The following is a 16,117-nucleotide window of genomic DNA, read 5'->3' as shown; positions in this document are numbered from 1 at the left end:
ATCCGTCAATCCGAGATGTCAGACTGGATGACATGGCCGCTACCTCAGTTCCGCTACCGCTGGCGTTCACCGCGTGCTGCTCGCCGGTCACCGGCGGAGCGCTCGACGAGGACGCCGCCGCGGCACTGGCCAAGGTCTTCAAGGCGCTCGGGGACGCGACGCGGGTGCGGCTCGTGTCCCTGATCGCCGCGTCCCCGGACGGAGAGGCCTGCATCTGCGACCTCACCGCGCCCGTCGGGCTCGCGCAGCCGACCGTCTCCCATCACATGAAACTGCTCGCCGAGGCCGGCCTGATCACCCGCACACAGCGCGGCAAGTGGGCTTACTACCGCATCGTCCCCGAGGCGCTGGCTGCTGCTGCTCGCGCACTCGCGCCGGTGGAGGCCACCGCGTCGGCCTGAAGATCACCGGCCGTCCTGCCCGGGCGTCCAGCCGGATGCACCAGATGACCGCTCGCGGCGGTAACTGAATGTCACTTCCGATTTACACCGGGCACAACCGAGCCCATGCGGAACGAAGCTGGGTGCTTCCGACTACCGGACGGTGCCCGCATCACTTCCAGCGACAGCGACCGGGTCCGGATGAACGTCGCAATCCCCGGCGACGACCACGTTGCGGCCATCACGAGGGCCACAGCCATTTCCTGACCCGGCAGCAGCTCGCCCGGGCCAAGCGCGCCGCCGCGGATGTCGGGGCGCAGATGATCAGTCAAGCGCTCGGGCAGGCGTTCAAGCGACCGATCCGGTCCCGCGGATCGTCGATGGTCAGTGTCCGGATGACCTATCGGCCGAAGCCGTTCTTCCCTGCTCCGTTGCCTGGCATCAACGAGGAGAACCTCGTCCGGATCCGGCAGTGCGCCGGCTGCCGAGTGCGGTACGCGGTATTCGGGGAGCACCGGTTCTGCCCGGCCTGCGGACCACTTCCGCCCGAGGTCGTCGCTCTCGACGCACTGGGGGCCACTAGCACCGCCCGTTTCGGCCAGCGACTCACTCTCACCGAAGCCGACTGCCGGCGAGCGATCGCAGACACCACGGCCTTGTGTGACGCGATCACAGCGCTAACGGCGCCGCCGCCTTAAGTCCGAGACCGAGGCTCAACCAGATGGCCTGCTCAGTGGGCCGTTCAATATCGCCGACAGCAGCCGGACCTGATCACCGGACCTTGACCTGGGCCACCCTGTCCGGCCCGACACTCGCGATCGCTGGATTCAGGCGGAGAGCCACGCGCGGGCTCGATCGAGCAACTCGCGCGGTGTCGTGGTGTCGACCTCGGCGGCGAGGTCGGCGATCGTCACCACGCGCAAGGACTCCCGCCAGGCTCGATCGGCCGAGTCCATGACCCGTGCGATCGGGCACGGGGTCGCACATCGCTCCGGTGGTACGGCCATCGGCCCGCGCCGACGCACCTCCGTGCACCGGAACGCCGGCTGCGGCCCGTCGATCGCCTCGACGACGTCCAGCATCGTGATCTCGGCCGCGTCTCGGGTCAGCCGATAGCCGCCGGACTGCCCCTGCGTCGAGCGCACGAGCCCGGCCTTCGACAGCAACTGCAGCTGTTTGGCCAGGTAGCTGGGCGATACGTCGTGCAACTTCGCCAGCTTCGCCGCCGGCACCGGCTCGCCCGCCCCGCAGAGCACGACGCAGCAGTGCAGCCCCCACTCGACCCCGCCGGACATCTTCACCGCGCCAGCCTACTTGACACGGACAAAGTTTGTCCGAGTACGATCACGGACAAGAAATATCCGAGTTGAGGGGCTGAAGATGCGCATCGTCGTCGTCGGTGGAACCGGACTCATCGGGCCAAAGTGGTCGCATTACTGCGAGACCACGACGTGGTGACCGCCGCGCTGGAAACCGGCGTCGACACGACCACCGGCGAAGGTGTCGCCGACGCGGTCGCCGGAGCGGACGTTGTCATCGACGTGACCAACCGCGCGGTGTTCGACCCCGAGGTCGTGATGGATTTCTTCACCACGTCCACCCACACCTTGCTCGACGCCGAACGCCAGGCCGGGGTGCGTCACCACGTGGTGCTCTCGATCGTCGGCGTCGACCGGCTCTCCTACCCGGGCTATTTAGACGCCAAGAAGGCGCAGGAGCGGCTCGTCGCCGACTCGGGCGTCCCATTTACGACCGTGCGGTCCACCCAGTTCTTCGAGAACCTCACCGCCATGGGCACAGGCGCGGCCCAGGGCGGCGTCATCGTGCTCCCGACCGCAGACCTGCAGCCGATCGCCGCGGCCGACGTCGCCACCACGGTCGCCGATGTCGCCACGTCCGCCCCGCTCAACAGCGTCGTCGAGATCGCGGGTCCCGAACGCGGAGCATTCACCCGCTTAATCGCACCGGTCCTCGCCGCTCACGGCGATCACCGGCCCGTCAGATCCGACGCCGCGGCCGGCTACTTCGGCGTCCCGATCGTGCCGGACTCACTCGTCCCCCTCGGTCCGGCCCGTCTCGGCCGGACGACCTTTGAAGACTGGTCCACCACAACTCTGGAGACAACGTGAACGTCCAGCCCCGCCTCAACCTGCCGAAAGCAGCACCCCAGGCAGCCCGAGCCCTCTACACCGCCGAACAAGCCATCCGGACCTCCCCGCTCGACCCGACCATCCGCGAACTGGTCAAGCTGCGCGCCTCACAGATCAACCACTGCGTGCACTGCGTCGACCTGCACACCCACGAAGCGCTCGAACTCGGCGAGACCCCGAACCGCATCTACCAACTGGTCGCCTGGCGCGAATCGGCCCTGTTTACACCGGTCGAACGGGCCGCACTCGAATACACCGAGGCCGCCACGACCCTCAGCCCCCACGGCGTCAGCGACGAAATCTGGGCCGGCGTCCGCAACGTCATGACCGACGAAGAACTCGGCGCGCTCGTCGTCCAAGTGGCGCTGATCAACGCGTTCAACCGCTTCGGCGCCCCTCTGCAAATGCCCGCGAAGATCCGCGCGACGTAAGACGGCCTCACGGACGCCAACCCTGGTCCGGCTCGGTCCAGCGGGGCCAGGCCTCCGTCCGGCGAGAGTCCGGCATCGACAGTCGTCAGCGAGGAGGCGCATCGACGCGAGAAGGGGGCGCCAGCGCGGCAGCCAGCTCGGAGCGCGCGGTTATGCCGAGCGTGAGGAAGCTGTGGAGCTAGGGTGTCGACCTGACCGGTAAGCGCGCCTTGATCACCGGCGGCACCTCCAGGATCGGTGTCGAGACGGCCCGGACGCTCGCCCGTCGAGGCGCGCGGGTGGTGCTGGCCGATCCGCGACGCCGGCTGCCGCGCCGCGAATCTCATCGCGGCCGAGACCGACAATCGAGGTATCCAGGTACGGGCACTGGAACTCACTGACCGCGGCTCGATCACGGCATTCGTCAATGGGCGGTCCGGCCCGCTGCACCTACTCGTCAGCAGCGCCGAGGCGATGGCGAGCCCCCAGCCAACACGTTTCGCGGGTGGGATGCACGATTCTTAGCCATTTACCTCGGGCACTTCGTACTCACCGTCGGACTGCGCCCCGCCTTGGTCGCGGCACGCGGTGCCCGGGTCGTTGCGGCCGGTTCGAGCACGCACCTGTTCTCGCCGATGGTTTTCGACGACATAGACTTCGACTTCCGTCCGTACGACCCCATGCTGGCCTACGCGCAGTCCACAACCACCGTGAAATTCTTCGCGGTCCGTGCCTCCGCACGCTGGGAATCCGATGGGATAACGGTGAACGCGTTCAACAGCGACAAGCCGCCCGCGCAGGGCGCCGCGACCACCGTCGGGCATCGCCGGCCTGAGCAACCCGCCGGCCTGGCCGCGTCGGTCGCCGCCTATTCACTGGATCCCGAGAACGCCCAACGGCTATGGCGACTGTCCGCCGCCCAGCTCCGATGAGCGTCCCGGACGACGCCCTCAATGCTCTGCTTCGAGACCTCACCGACGGCCGAGGGCGCGTGCTCGTCGTGCCTCCGGATGACGATCTGCGCCCCATGGCACAAGCCGGGCGTGACGCCGGCTTGCTCGTTGTCGACCTGCTGCCCGACCCACAGCTCCGCGCGTTCGCACTCGGCCCGCTCATCCGCGGGCTCCGTCGGGTCGGTCACCCGCCCGGTGTCCCGCTGATGGGCGCCGCCGGGCTTCCCGTCCGCACGTCCCGCCGACTCGTTCGTGCCATCCGGCGACAGGTCCACGAGCTGGACGGGGTTCTGCTGGTTGCACATGACGAAGAGTCGTTGGATGCGGTCACCCGGCAGTGGCTGGATACCGCGGCGCACGCCGAGGACGACTCCCCGGCGTGGATCGTGCGGACCTCCGCGGGACGCAGTGAGTTGCCCTCGGGGCACATCGAGCAGCTCGACAGCCGGGAACTGCTCATCGCGCGCCTGCTCGCCGCGTCGGATTTCGCGCTTACCGCCGATGAATTGGCCGAATTGAGCGACGAGACCCCCCGGACCTGCCTGTCTGCTGCTGATGCACTGTCCGAATGCCGGATCGCCGCGGTCCACGACGGCCGCTACGTGCTGCGCAACGCCTACCACCGTGAGGTGTTGAACGCGGAGCTTCCGCCGTCCATACGATCCGCTCTCGAGCGAGGTGCACTGCGCCTGGCGCGCCGACGGACCGGCACTACGACGCTGTCCGCCGAGCGCGCGATGTCGTCTGCTCGGCCCCGCGATTCCGTGGCGATCAGCATCCTCACCGAGGCGATGGACGAGCTCGTCGACGTCGAACCCGAGGCGGCGGCTGACTACGGCAACGCTGCGGTGGCGCTCTTCACCGATCCCGATGAGCAGCTCACCGACCTGGCCTGGCGGCTCCTGCCGTTGTTGTGGCAGACCTCCCGCGTCGACGAGGCCAGGCTGCTGGCGAAGCGGGTGTTCGCCGAGAGCGGCCGCGCCGAAGTCGAAGCGCAGGTGCTGCTCTGGCTGGCCCGCCTCGAAGGAACACCCCAGCGAGCCCTGGAGCTGGCCACGACCGCGCTAGCCATCCCCGGGGTCCCCCTGACGATCCGCGCGCGTTTGCACGGTGTCCGAATGCGGTGTCTCTCGACCCTCGGCCGAGTTCATGATGTCGACGCCCAGCTGCCGGCGGCACTGGCAGAAGCTCGGGCCAGTGGTGACGACGAAGCGCTGTCGCGCCTCCAGACGTGCGACGCGATTCGGCATTTCTACCGGGGCGAGTACACGCGATCGGCTTCGCTGACCGCGCTCGCCGATGCGACCTGGCGCCGCTCTGGTGCCCCGACGGCCGAGTGGATGCCAGAGATGATCTGGAGTCCGCACCTCACCACCGTGCTCGGCGATCCCGACGAGGGTCTGCGACGCGTTCACGGCCTGCTCGACGACCTCGCGACGGCCGACCAGCCCCTGGCTACTCAGTTCCTGCACGGCGAGCGGGCGCTCGCGCATCTGGCTCTCGGCCATTTGGACGACGCTCAAGACGCCGCGGTTCTCGCGGCGACCCAGTCGCAGCGAGAGTGGGGTGTCCACGACCGACTGCAGGCCATCGCCTTCTCGGTGAGGCTCAAAGTCGCCCTGCACCAGGGCGCCCTGGCGGAGTTCGACGAGTTGCGCGCGGTCCTCGACCGCTCGCACGTCGAGGCGGGAAGCGAGGCCGAAGGCCGCCGGGCCTGGTGGTACTTCCTGCTGGACGACGCGCAGGGATCGATCGCGCCCGATCGTCGCTCGATCGACCCTGACACGCTGTCGCCGCTGCCCTGGCTGGATCCGGCCGACGAGGTGCTGATCGGCCGGGCCCTCCGCATCAACGGCTACGAGCGGGCTGGCCAGGATCTCGTCGACCGGGCCGCCGCACGCCTCGACGGCAGCGGCAACCACGTACTGGCGGTGACCGTGGCCGATCATCTCCACGGAGTAGTACGAGTGGACGCGAGCTCGCTCGAACGCGCACGCCACGGCTGGCACCTGCTCGGGCGACCGCTCCTCGAAGCGGCTGCGCTGTCCGACCACGGAGCAGTCCTGCTGGGCGCGGGAGACACCGCCGGGGCAGCGCTGATGGAAGAGGCCCACGGTCGGCTCACCGCGCTGGGAGCGCAGCGGGACGCATGGCGGATCCGATGGCATCTCGGCCTTCACGGACATGTGATCGTGCCGGAGCGAACCGGTGCTCCGACGCTCACTCCTACCGAACGCCGGATCGTCGACAGCGCCGCGCGGGGTGGCTCGGTGCGCCGCATCGCGTCCGAACTCGGCTTGTCGCCGCACACGGTGACGACTCACCTCCGTCACGTCTACACGAAACTGGACATTCGATCCCGGAAGGAGCTGAACGAGTGGGTGCGCGCCCGATGATCCGAGCAGAGCTTCTGGAGTCCGGTCGCGCGGAAACACTCGCCGCGCTCGCCCAGGCCCTGTCGGAGCTCCGGACCGGGCGCGGGGGCGTGGTGATCGTCGAAGGCCCAGCCGGGTCGGGGAGGACGACGCTCCTGCGAGTCGTCGACGAGGCGGCTGACGCCGCCGGCATCACGCGGGTCGACGCCGGTCCGGGGCTTCCGCTCTCGCTCTACGGTCTGGCGAGGTCACGCCGCCGGACCGCGGAGTCCAGCGAGCCTCACGGTGCGATCGTCGTCTGCATCGACGACGTCGAACACTGCGACGCGACTACCCGACGAGTGGCCGAGCTGGCTCCGTCGTCGCTCGGAGACACGGCCGTGCTCTGGGTCGTCGCCGGCGACTCGATCGGCCCCGGCATCCGGGCGCACCCGGCCGACCGGCGGTACCGACTCGGCGAGCTGTCCCGCGGCGACGCCGAGACGCTCGCGCTCCGGGTCCGCAGCGGCGCCGCACCCCGAGTCCTGGACACGGTGCCCCGCTTTCCCCGGTACGTCATCGAGACCGCCAAACGCGACACCGGCCGGGGATGGCCGGAAGCGCTGCTGGACGACCTGCCGCCCGAACACCACCCGGCACTGACCGCAGCCGCTGTCCTGGGCCTCAGTTTCTCCCCGGAGGACCTCGCTGCGGTCCTCGACCGGCCGATCGGGGCGATCGTGGCACCGCTGCTCGCCGCAGTGGAGATCGGGGTGCTCGTTGACGACGGACCCGACCTCCGGTTCAGCCATCGGGTGGTGCAACGGATGTTCGCTGCCCCAGGTGCCGACGACGATCTCGTCTCCCGAGCCGTGACGACGCTCGTCCGGGATGAATCGGTCACCCGGCTCGTCGCCGTACTCCGGGAGCAGGGGGTCCCCGACCTCGCTCCGGCCGTTCTGCGCGATCTCTCGACACTGGTCGCACGGCGCGACCTGCCGACGGCCGCGCTCCTCGCCCGGCGCGAGGCCGCGGCGGCCCGATCGCCGGCGGACATCGACGAGGCGACTGCGCGCGCCATGTCGTACTCCGTGCAGTCCGGCGACCCGGCTGCGGCCGCGGAACTGGTCGCACGGCTCGGTGAAGACCACCCGCCGGCGGCGAGCTTCGCGCTCGCCGAGCTGTTCTTCTCCTCGTGGACCGAGGCCGCCCAGGATCTGGCGGAGCGGGCACTGAGCCGACCTGCGACCGCGGACCAGCACGCACGGCTGGAGGCCGTGCGGATGATCTGCCGGGCTTACCGAAACCTGTTCGATCCCGACGAGATCGCACAGGTCACAGACCTGGCCGCCGGCGCGGCCGACGCCCGGACGACCGCGCTGGTCGACCTCGCGCGAACGTTGAGTGTGAGCGCGCAAGGCGATCTCGTCGAGGCGTTGCGGCACGCCTCGACCGCGAGCGAGATCCCCACGGACCGAAGCCACGGACCGGAGTGGTGGATCGGATCGATCTTCCGGGCGAAGTTGCTCGCCGATCTCGGCCGACTCGACGAAGCCATCCATGTCCTGGATACCTGCGCACACGAGGCCGAGCGCCGAAGCCACGTCTTCGCTGTCCCGCCGCTGCTCATGGTGCGGGCGACCTGCGAGATCGAGGCCGGCAGGCTGACCGACGCCGCAGCCGGCCTCCGGGCCGCCCGCCAGCTCGGGCACCTGATCGGGCCGCCCGGCCGGATCGAGACCAACACCGTCAACTTGCTCGTCCGCATCGCCCATCTGCGCGGGAACACGTCGGATCTGAACGAGTTCCGGCCCATCCTCGAGCAACGGTTGGCCGCCGACAGCGCGCGACGCGCGACAGCGGCGGTCGGCCTTCTCGTCGCCGTCGAGGCGACGTCCGCCGATGAGGTCGCGGAGTGGGCCCGGCTCGCCGAAGGACTCGACGGACACTCTCGTTACGCGATCGCGCGGGGTGTCACCGACGAGATCCTGCGTCTGCGGATCCTGGTGCGGCACGGCCTCTCGGCGCACGCGAGCCAGTTGGGCACCTTCCTGACCGAACTCGCCTCGCGCACCGACGCTCCGCTGCCGAACGCCGCGGCGCTCCACGCGGACGGGGTGATGGCGCGGCGAGCCGAAACGTTGCGAGCCGCCCGCGAGGCCTACCGCGAGCTCGGGCGCCCGATGCTCACCGCGCAGGCGTCCGAGGACCTCGCAGACGCGACGGCCGACCCGGCCGAGCGCGCCGAGGCGCTGCGTGAGGCCCGGGCGCAGTGGTTCGCGTGCGGCGCGTACCGCGAGACAGCACGGATCGACAAGCTGCTCCGCTCCTCTGGCCTACGCGCCGTCACCGCCGCTGAGCCGGAACTGGGGTTCGGACTGACGCCGAGCGAAGAACGCGTCGTACGCGAAGTCCTCGCCGGACGCACCAACCGGGCGATCGCGAATGCGCTGTTCCTCTCCCCCAACACGGTGGCGGTCCATCTGCGTCGGATCTATGCCAAGACTGGTGTACGCAACCGCGCCGAGCTCGCGGAGTTGGTGCGAAACAGGGATGAGTACTAGCCGCGAGGTCGAGGTGATGTGCGGCGGCGACAACATGCTTAGCGTCGACGTATGCCCTCTGTACAGCAGCTTTCCCCCGCCGCGCCGGACAGCGGCGCAGCGGACACCGTGACGTCGCCGGACGACACGAACGCTCCGACGAAGCCTCCGGCCGAGGCGGAGGACGCACTCGTCTTGTGGCTGCGGCCGCCCGTATGGTGACCGACGACACTGCGTTCGCCTTCGACACCGATCAGGTGACGCCGCGTGATCGCGTCGACGCCTTCCGGGCTCTGCTCGTCGACGCCACGGCCCCCTCCACCATCGTGCTCGACTCGTCGTCCGGGGGATCTCCCTTCTCCGCGAAGATCCAGTCCTGGGGCCTGGGTGCGGTTCAGGTGCTCCACAACCGCGCCTCGTTCCGTCATGAATTCCTTCGGACGCCACGTCAGGTCAACAGCGGCGCTCACCCGGTCATCTCGCTCGCTTTCCGCGGCAACGCCGGAGGTAGGCGCTCGCAGTTCGGCGTCGAGCGGGCCGTGTCGCCGAGCACGTTGTCGCTCCTGGATCTGTCCGAGCCCTACCGATTCTCGGTGGCCCCCGACAACAACGGGCATGCGTTGCACGTTCCGACCGAGGCGCTCGACCTACCGCCCGCCATCGTCCGGCGGGCCGCGCTGCGGCTCGAGCGGAGCCCGCTCTACGACCTGATGCTCACCCACGTGATCTCGATCGGCCGCGACCACAGGCTGGCCGCAGACGCCGAGGTTTCAGCTGCGGTCGGACGGTCGACGATCGCGCTGACGCGGGCACTGCTGATGTCGGCCGCGGACCGCGCGGACGAGCCTTCCTCGCTGGTGGTGCAGGTACGGGCGTACGTCTCGCACCATTTCACCGACCCGGGCATCGGGCCGGCGCGGATCGCGGCCGCGCTCAACGTCTCGGTCCGCCACCTCCATCAGACGTGTGCGCGGGAGTCGGTGAGTATCGAGCAACTGATCATCCGGTCGCGGCTGCGCGCCGCGCGGACGGCCTTGGCCGACCCGGGGCGGCGCCGGGAGCCGATCGCGGCGCTCGCCCAATCCTTCGGATTCCGCAATCCCGCGCACTTCAGTCGGCGGTTTAGGACCGAATACGGCGTCACGCCGTCCCAGTGGCGAGCCGAGAACCACTGGCGGGCCGAGAACCAGTCGGCGTCAGGCGTCAGTGAGTTCTAGGCCACCGGCGGCCAAGGCCGCGGCGAGCTGCCGCCGATCGGTCAGACCGAGCCGCGGAAAGATCCGGTACAGGTGTGCGCCGACCGTGCGATGCGAGATGAACAGGCGTTCGCCGATCTGCCGGTTGGTCAACCCCTGCGAGGCCAGCACCGCGATCTGTAGCTCCTGCGGTGAGAGCTGCTCACCGGGGCTCGGGCGGCGGCGGTTGCCCACTTCCCCGCTGGCCCTCAGCTGGCTGCTCGCCGTCTCCGCCCACGGCCGCGCGCCGAGCCGGTCGAACGCGTCACGAGCAGCACGCAGGGGTTCACGGGCGGCCGTATAGCGTCGTTGGCGGCGAAGCCACCGGCCGTGGTGCAGCTGCAGTCGTGCTCGGATCAGCGCGACTCCGGACGGCAGCGCGGCGATTCCGTCGGAGTACGCCTGCTCGGCTGACTCGTCCGAGGCGAGTACCGCGGTGGCGTAAGCGTGCGCCGTCCGCATCATCTCCGAGGGCAGCAGTCCGGTCAGGCGTGGCAGTTCGCCGAGCAACTCCCGCGCGTGCTCCACGGTTCCGGCGAGAACCGCGGCGTCGGCCAAGTCGGGGACGAGCAGCCAACGACTCACCGAGTGGTGATGCGGATCGGTGGGGTCGAACACGCTGGCGAGAATCGCGTAAGCCTCCGTAGCGCGTCCGTCCTGGAGCGCGAGCAGCCCGTCGGTCTGTCGCACGATCGCCGCCGCGAACGGCATCCCGTCGAACATGCTGCTCGCGCGGACCTCCTGAGCCCGCTGGGTGGCGGTTTCATGGTCGCCTCGCATGGCCGCGATCAGCCCGGCGGACGCCCCCAGGCCCAGTGAGGCGATGGTTTCCCCGGTCTCGCGGGCCAACTGCAGGCCCTCCTCGGCGTCAGCGCGGGCACGGTCGAGCTGACCGAGGTAGAACCGAGGCCAGGCACCCGCCAAGGTGCGAGCCAGCAATCCGAGCCGGCCTTGTGAACGAAGCGCCGCCGCAGCCCGGGCCAGGTAGCGGGTGCTGCCGGTGAACTCGCCGATGACCATCGCGCCGGACCCGAGGAAATGCGTCAGGCGACCGTCGGCCGAGCCCGGGCTGACCGTGTTCAACCCGCGGATCACTTCCGAGCCGTGGAGGTACGGCTCGGCGTACGCACGAATGATCACCGCGTGCGGCGACGCCGGGTCCGGCCGCCATCTCGCCAGTTCCGCGGTGATCTTCGCCCGGGTGGACCGATCGGCATCCTGGAAGAAACAGCGGGCCGCTGCTCTCCAGAGCAGGTCCTCCGCGACTTCCCGAGCCCCGGCGTCGAATGCCCCACCGGCCGCGATCGTCATGTCGGAGATGCGGCGATGCGGCTCGTCCGGCTCGAACGCCGCGCTGTCGGACATGATCAGCAGGCGGGCGCGCTCCACCGGACCGACCACGGACAGATTGGCACGGGCCAGCAGGGCCTGAGTCCGGTGCCGGTCGCTGAGCTGACTCGAGAGCTCCGCGGCCAGCACCAGGGCGGTGGTCCGGCGCTGCGCGTCACGCATGAGCTCGGCCGCCCGCCGCAGCGCCTGAACGGACGCCGCGAGACGCCCGAGGGATCGCGACTGCTCCGCGAAGTCCACCAAGCGGTCGGCCAGCTCGTCGTCGCATCCGATGGTCGCTGCCGCCTCGTGCACGAGTCGACTCTCGATGTCGTCACTCAGCACAGCGGCGAGAGTCCGGTGGATGGCGTGCCGCTCGGCGGCTGACGCCTGCTCGTAGATTGCCGAGCGCATCAACGGATGCCGGAATTCGATCGTGTTCCTGTCCACGCTGACCAAGTCCGCATCGAGGGCCTCTTGAATGGCGTCGATACCCACGGGCTCACCGGTCAGCTGGCCGGTGGCTTCCAGCAGCCGATCGGTCGGGGCAGTGGGCGCGGCCGCCAGCACCCGCAGAAACGTCCGGCCGGTCGGGCTCATGGTGGTGGTGCGATCAGCGAATGCCGTCTCCAGCCGCCGGGTCAGCGGCAGGTCGTCCGGTCCGAGCGGCGCATCCGGTGCCGCCTTGGGAAGCTCCACGAGTGCGAGCGGATTGCCCGCGGCCCGTTCCAAGATGAGTGTCCGCAGCGGTGCGGCCAGGTCACGTCCGCTCGCGTCGAGGAGGTCGGCGGCCGCGGTTGGCGCGAGCGGCTCGAGGTGCATTTCGGGGAAAGCGGGCTCCGTCGATCGCGATGCGGCGAGCACCACGACGGCGTGGGCGCTGACCCGGCGGGCCACGAAACCCAGCACGTCCCGGCTGGACGAGTCGACCCAATGCATGTCGTCGATCAGCAGCAGAACGGGCTGACGCTCGGCGGCCTCGGCGAGCAGTTCGAGCACGGCCAGCCCGACGCGGTAGACGTCGGGCATGGCCTCAGCACCACCGAACAGGCCGCGTAGCACCATCCGGTGCGTTCCCGGCACGGTGTTGATCCGGTCGGCCATCGGTTGCAGCAGCAGTTGCAGCGTGGCGAACGGAAACCATCGTTCGGGCTCGGCGCCGGCGGCCGACAAGACGGTGAGGTTCTGCTCGGCGGCGGCGGTCGCACCGACGGACCGCAACAGTTCCGACTTGCCCACCCCGGCCGCACCGCGGATCAGCAGGGCAGCGCCCCGACCCTCGGCCGCCTCGGACAGCATGACGCGCAGGACGTTCAGCTCGGCGTCTCGCCCGAAGATCCGATGGCCACGGGCTGGGGCGTCCACCCGATGTGAAACCGCGTTTCCGTACACGATCACGACGTTCGCAGAGCCGACCGCACGCCGCGCCGGATTTGCCTCTTGAGCCGGATTTCTCCGCAGCCTGGGGAAAGACCTGTGCAGTGTGGGTCAAACGGCGAGCGCGAGAAGGCTCTTCGCCGTCGCCACGACCGCTTCCTCCGCCGACCGCGGCTTCCAGCCGAGCACGGTCCGGATCCGCTCGATGCGGTACGCCTTCGCGGGCGCCTCCGGCCCGGGCGCCTCCCCGGCCGGGAGCCGGTCCGCGCGCTCCGGGAATCGACGACGGAGGATGTGAGCGATTTCGAGGTAGCTGCACTGCGCTCCGGCGAACGGGTCGTCGGTGGCCTCCGAGGTGCACAGGAACCGTTTTCCCGCGGCGTCCGGTGCGGTCATGGCCCGGATGTGCGCATCCGCGACGTCGCGCACGTCGACGACGCCGAACGACGCGCGGGGCACGGTCGGCATTGCGCCGTTCAGCATGGCTTGGACCAGGCCGATCGACGTGGAGTAGTCCGGTCCGAGGATCGGGCCGAAGATGCCGGTCGGATTGATCACGGCGAGTTCGACGCCGGCCGCAGCCGCGTAGTCCCAGGCCGCACGCTCCGCGATTGCCTTCGAGCGGATGTAGGCCGGCAAGTCGTCGGTGGGATCCGTCCAGTCCGACTCGTCGTACGGCCGGGTCAGCGTGGTGCCGTACCCGATCGCGGCGAACGACGAGGTCAGCACGGTTCGGCGGGTACCGGCCGCGTGGGCGGCGCGCAACACCCGGAGCGCGCCGTCGCGCGCCGGAGCGATGACCTCGTCCGCGTCCGACGGCTCCCCGGCCGGGAACGGAGACGCCACGTGCAGCACGTACTCGCAGCCGTCGACGGCCCTCGCCCACCCGGTATCAGCGGCCAGATCGGCCTCGACGAACGTCAGCGCAGCGCCAGGCCGGGCCACCATCGCCCGGACGTCGTCGACCCGGCGCAGCGACCGCACCGTAGTCCGCACGCTGTGCCCGGCGTCGATTAGCCGGACCACCGTGTGCGCGCCGACGAAACCGCTACCGCCGGTGACCAATACTTGTGCCATCGATCTCACCTCAACTCGGACGCGGCCCGGGTGACCGCGTCGATCGCCTGTTCTTCGGCTCCGCGGTCACCGTGTTCGCGGGCCCGCCACAGCAGCACCTTCGCGTCGAGGTACCGCTGTCGGCTGCGCAGCGTCTCGATCTGCTCGGCCAGCTGGGCGGCGTGTTTCTCGAACAGCTCGGCCTGCTGCCGTGCGGCATCCGGACCATCCGACATTCCTCGCAGGTAGGCGCGCATGTCGGCGATGCCCATACCGGCAGTGCGGAGGCAGGCCAGCGCTTCGATCGCCTGCGCGGTGTCCTCGTCGTAGCGGCGATGCCCGCTGCTCTCGTCCCGCGGCACCGGCGCGATCAGCCCGATGCGCTCGTAGTAACGGAGGGTCGCCTCGGACAGCCCGCTCCGGCGCGCGACTTCCTGGATCGGAACCATGCCCTGAGTCTGCAGAAGTTGAAGCGCTTCAGGTCAAGGCACGGCCACGGTGAGCAGCACCACGGAATCCTCCAGGGCGACCAGCTCGTGCCGCTCCTGGGTGATGACCGCGAACTCGCCGGCAGTTAGAAGATCCGGCGTGCCCGGCGGGCCGCGAGTTCCGACTCCTCGACGAACGTCAGCATCGGTGCACCCGGCGGACAGAGCAACGTCACCAGGAACCGCAGCCGAGTGCTGTCGCTGTGGTTGCCGTCCTGGTAGTGGATGACGTCTCCGCCGGGCTCGAAGAAGGCCTCACCGGCGCGGATCACGCGCTCGGGTTCGCCTTCGAGCTCGAAACGCATCTCGCCCTCGAGTACGTAACCGAAGGCAGGTCCGGGGTGGCGGTGGGGCGCGGCACCAGGGTGGCCCGGCGGATACTCGATGGTGAAGGTGACGCCTTCCGCGTCGGCCGGCACGAAGGGCGGCTGCACCTTCTGCAGGACGGTCAGGGGGTTCTGGGCTGCCTCATCAGTCATGACGACAACGCTAGGAGCGCCCAGTGCGAATCCAGTGACGCGTCACATCGGGAACTCCTTCGGCGTCTAACCCACAGGGTCACCAGCGCCGACGGATGCGGAGCACCACCATGGCAGAGCAGGTACGGCACCGCGTCGTGATCGTCGGCGCCGGTTTCGGCGGCCTGTATGCCGCCCGGACACTCAAGCGGGCTCCGGCGGACGTCACCATGATAAACGGGACCAATCCCCATGTCTTCGAGCCGCTCATCTACCAGGTGGCCGCCGGCATCCTGTCCCCCGGCGAGGTCGCCGTTCCGGTGCGGGAAGTCGTCCGGCGCCAGAAGAACACCGAGTTCGTGCTCGGCACCGTCACCGACGTGGACCCGGCGGCCAGGAACGTCACGATGCCCGCGTCCGACGGCGCGTCCACTTACCAGGTCGACTATGACACGCTCATCGTCGCCGCCGGCGCCACGCAGTCGTACTTCGGGCACGACGAGTACGCCAACCTACGCCCCGGGCCTGAAGACGGTCGACGACGCGCTCGAGATCCGCGGACGGGTGTTCAGCGCGTTCGAGATGGCCGAGCTCAGTACCGACCTCGCCGAGCGGGACCACCGGCTGACGTCTGCGATCGTCGGTGGCGGCCCTACCGGCGTGGAGATGGCCGGACAGATCGCCGAGATCGCCCACCGCACGCTCCCCGGTCAGTACCGGCACATCGACCCGCGCCGGGCGCGCATCGTCCTGCTCGACGCGGTCGATCGGGTCCTGCCCACCTTCGACCCACGGCTGTCCGCCGAAGCGGAACGACGGCTGCTCCGGATCGGCGTGGACGTCCGCCTCGCCGCAACTACTGGCGGCCCCGATCGACCGGGCCGGGCGGATCCTGGTCGACCCCGACCTCACGGTGCCGGGTCATCCCGAGATCTTCGTCCTCGGCGAGGCCATGAGCCTGGACCGGCTACCCGGGGTGGCTCAGGTCGCGATTCAAGGCGGGCGGTAGCGGGTCGCGTCATCGCCCGACGGCTGGCCGGTAAGCGTCTGGGCAAACCGTTTTCCTACTTCGACAAGGGCAACCTGGCGGCAGTGTCGCGATTCTCCGCCATCGCCGATCTCGGTCGGGTCCGGCTCAGCGGCGCCATTGGCTGGTTCATCTAGTCGGGCGTGCACATCTGGTACCTGTACGGCTTACGCAACAAGGTGACCGTCCTGCTGCGCTGGGCTATCAGCTTTCTGGGCCGGACCCGCTCGGAAGCCGTCGTAACCACACAGCAGGTCACCGCGCGCAATGCCCTGCGGCAACGGGCCGCCGGCGACTGACACTCGTTCGGCACTGCCGCTTCCTAGCGTCCGCGGCATGAGCACGGATACGGGTCTC

At 69.6% G+C, this 16,117-nt stretch carries 14 protein-coding genes and 2 pseudogenes; 10 read left to right on the top strand and 6 right to left on the bottom strand.

Features of this window, described 5'->3' with window-relative positions; all coding sequences use genetic code 11:
• Window positions 1-32: 32 nt before the first annotated feature.
• Window positions 33-401, top strand: a complete 369-nt coding sequence (locus CRYAR_RS15705; RefSeq protein ID WP_035851609.1) for an ArsR/SmtB family transcription factor — start codon at window positions 33-35, stop codon at window positions 399-401.
• 806 nt (window positions 402-1,207) lie between these two features.
• On the opposite strand, the gene CRYAR_RS15695 is transcribed toward CRYAR_RS15705, so the two are convergent.
• Window positions 1,208-1,675: an RrF2 family transcriptional regulator gene (locus CRYAR_RS15695; protein ID WP_035862985.1), complete on the bottom strand. Its 468-nt coding sequence runs from the start codon at window positions 1,673-1,675 to the stop codon at window positions 1,208-1,210.
• 129 nt (window positions 1,676-1,804) lie between these two features.
• Between CRYAR_RS15695 and CRYAR_RS15690 the strand changes: the two genes are divergently transcribed.
• The 6 genes from CRYAR_RS15690 to CRYAR_RS15665 all read left to right on the top strand — a co-directional run bounded on the left by CRYAR_RS15690 (window position 1,805) and on the right by CRYAR_RS15665 (window position 10,007).
• Entirely contained in the window at window positions 1,805-2,509 is a 705-nt protein-coding gene (locus CRYAR_RS15690; protein WP_211247471.1) for an SDR family oxidoreductase, read from the top strand.
• The gene (locus CRYAR_RS15685) at window positions 2,506-2,961 is read left to right on the top strand and encodes a carboxymuconolactone decarboxylase family protein (RefSeq protein ID WP_035851605.1); all 456 of its coding nucleotides are present in this window, start codon (window positions 2,506-2,508) and stop codon (window positions 2,959-2,961) included. The genes CRYAR_RS15690 and CRYAR_RS15685 overlap by 4 nt, the downstream gene beginning before the upstream one ends.
• A 614-nt stretch (window positions 2,962-3,575) precedes the next feature.
• The gene (locus tag CRYAR_RS43120) at window positions 3,576-3,872 is read left to right on the top strand and encodes an SDR family NAD(P)-dependent oxidoreductase (RefSeq protein WP_051570304.1); all 297 of its coding nucleotides are present in this window, start codon (window positions 3,576-3,578) and stop codon (window positions 3,870-3,872) included.
• Window positions 3,869-6,289 carry a helix-turn-helix transcriptional regulator gene (locus CRYAR_RS47060; protein WP_169745037.1) on the top strand — a complete coding sequence of 807 codons (2,421 nt, stop codon included), beginning with the start codon at window positions 3,869-3,871 and terminating at the stop codon, window positions 6,287-6,289. The genes CRYAR_RS43120 and CRYAR_RS47060 overlap by 4 nt, the downstream gene beginning before the upstream one ends.
• Window positions 6,286-8,811: a helix-turn-helix transcriptional regulator gene (locus CRYAR_RS15670; protein WP_157017731.1), complete on the top strand. Its 2,526-nt coding sequence runs from the start codon at window positions 6,286-6,288 to the stop codon at window positions 8,809-8,811. The genes CRYAR_RS47060 and CRYAR_RS15670 overlap by 4 nt, the downstream gene beginning before the upstream one ends.
• 197 nt (window positions 8,812-9,008) lie before the next feature.
• Window positions 9,009-10,007 carry a helix-turn-helix domain-containing protein gene (locus CRYAR_RS15665; protein WP_169745036.1) on the top strand — a complete coding sequence of 333 codons (999 nt, stop codon included), beginning with the start codon at window positions 9,009-9,011 and terminating at the stop codon, window positions 10,005-10,007.
• On the opposite strand, the gene CRYAR_RS15660 is transcribed toward CRYAR_RS15665, so the two are convergent.
• The 5 genes and pseudogenes from CRYAR_RS15660 to CRYAR_RS15645 all read right to left on the bottom strand — a co-directional run bounded on the left by CRYAR_RS15660 (window position 9,987) and on the right by CRYAR_RS15645 (window position 14,754).
• A complete protein-coding gene (locus CRYAR_RS15660; RefSeq protein ID WP_211247470.1) occupies window positions 9,987-12,719 on the bottom strand; it encodes an ATP-binding protein in 2,733 nt (910 codons plus the stop codon). The genes CRYAR_RS15665 and CRYAR_RS15660 overlap by 21 nt on opposite strands.
• 123 nt (window positions 12,720-12,842) lie before the next feature.
• Entirely contained in the window at window positions 12,843-13,808 is a 966-nt protein-coding gene (locus tag CRYAR_RS15655; RefSeq protein WP_035862961.1) for an NAD-dependent epimerase/dehydratase family protein, read from the bottom strand.
• 5 nt (window positions 13,809-13,813) lie between these two features.
• Window positions 13,814-14,236, bottom strand: a complete 423-nt coding sequence (locus CRYAR_RS15650) for a MerR family transcriptional regulator (protein WP_035851596.1) — start codon at window positions 14,234-14,236, stop codon at window positions 13,814-13,816.
• A gap of 33 nt (window positions 14,237-14,269) precedes the next feature.
• Window positions 14,270-14,365 (bottom strand): annotated as a pseudogene (locus tag CRYAR_RS50725) (cupin domain-containing protein); the annotation flags it as partial.
• On the bottom strand, window positions 14,362-14,754 hold the full coding sequence (locus CRYAR_RS15645; RefSeq protein ID WP_035851594.1) for a cupin domain-containing protein: 393 nt from the start codon (window positions 14,752-14,754) through the stop codon (window positions 14,362-14,364). The pseudogene CRYAR_RS50725 and the gene CRYAR_RS15645, both read right to left, overlap by 4 nt.
• Window positions 14,755-14,849: 95 nt before the next feature.
• Here CRYAR_RS15645 and CRYAR_RS50720 point away from each other — a divergent pair.
• The 3 genes and pseudogenes from CRYAR_RS50720 to CRYAR_RS48590 form a co-directional block, all read left to right on the top strand.
• Window positions 14,850-15,167: pseudogene (locus CRYAR_RS50720) on the top strand (FAD-dependent oxidoreductase); the annotation flags it as partial.
• Between the two features lie 13 nt (window positions 15,168-15,180).
• The gene (locus CRYAR_RS48595) at window positions 15,181-15,897 is read left to right on the top strand and encodes an NAD(P)/FAD-dependent oxidoreductase (protein WP_211247469.1); all 717 of its coding nucleotides are present in this window, start codon (window positions 15,181-15,183) and stop codon (window positions 15,895-15,897) included.
• A 6-nt stretch (window positions 15,898-15,903) separates the two neighbouring features.
• Window positions 15,904-16,059 carry a hypothetical protein gene (locus tag CRYAR_RS48590; RefSeq protein WP_211247468.1) on the top strand — a complete coding sequence of 52 codons (156 nt, stop codon included), beginning with the start codon at window positions 15,904-15,906 and terminating at the stop codon, window positions 16,057-16,059.
• Window positions 16,060-16,117: the final 58 nt, after the last annotated feature.

This window comes from Cryptosporangium arvum DSM 44712 (genome assembly GCF_000585375.1).
In the GTDB taxonomy this organism is placed as follows: Bacteria; Actinomycetota; Actinomycetes; order Mycobacteriales; family Cryptosporangiaceae; genus Cryptosporangium; species Cryptosporangium arvum.
This window is presented reverse-complemented; position numbering and strand designations above follow the sequence as displayed.

Coding starts and splice junctions, on each gene's coding strand:
- CRYAR_RS43120 (WP_051570304.1), top strand. CDS start 3,576: ATGGTTTTCGACGACATAGACTTCGACTTCCGTCCGTACGACCCCATG.
- CRYAR_RS15705 (WP_035851609.1), top strand. CDS start 33: ATGGCCGCTACCTCAGTTCCGCTACCGCTGGCGTTCACCGCGTGCTGC.
- CRYAR_RS15670 (WP_157017731.1), top strand. CDS start 6,286: ATGATCCGAGCAGAGCTTCTGGAGTCCGGTCGCGCGGAAACACTCGCC.
- CRYAR_RS47060 (WP_169745037.1), top strand. CDS start 3,869: ATGAGCGTCCCGGACGACGCCCTCAATGCTCTGCTTCGAGACCTCACC.
- CRYAR_RS48595 (WP_211247469.1), top strand. CDS start 15,181: ATGACACGCTCATCGTCGCCGCCGGCGCCACGCAGTCGTACTTCGGGC.
- CRYAR_RS15655 (WP_035862961.1), bottom strand. CDS start 13,808: ATGGCACAAGTATTGGTCACCGGCGGTAGCGGTTTCGTCGGCGCGCAC.
- CRYAR_RS15650 (WP_035851596.1), bottom strand. CDS start 14,236: ATGGTTCCGATCCAGGAAGTCGCGCGCCGGAGCGGGCTGTCCGAGGCG.
- CRYAR_RS15695 (WP_035862985.1), bottom strand. CDS start 1,675: ATGTCCGGCGGGGTCGAGTGGGGGCTGCACTGCTGCGTCGTGCTCTGC.
- CRYAR_RS15645 (WP_035851594.1), bottom strand. CDS start 14,754: ATGACTGATGAGGCAGCCCAGAACCCCCTGACCGTCCTGCAGAAGGTG.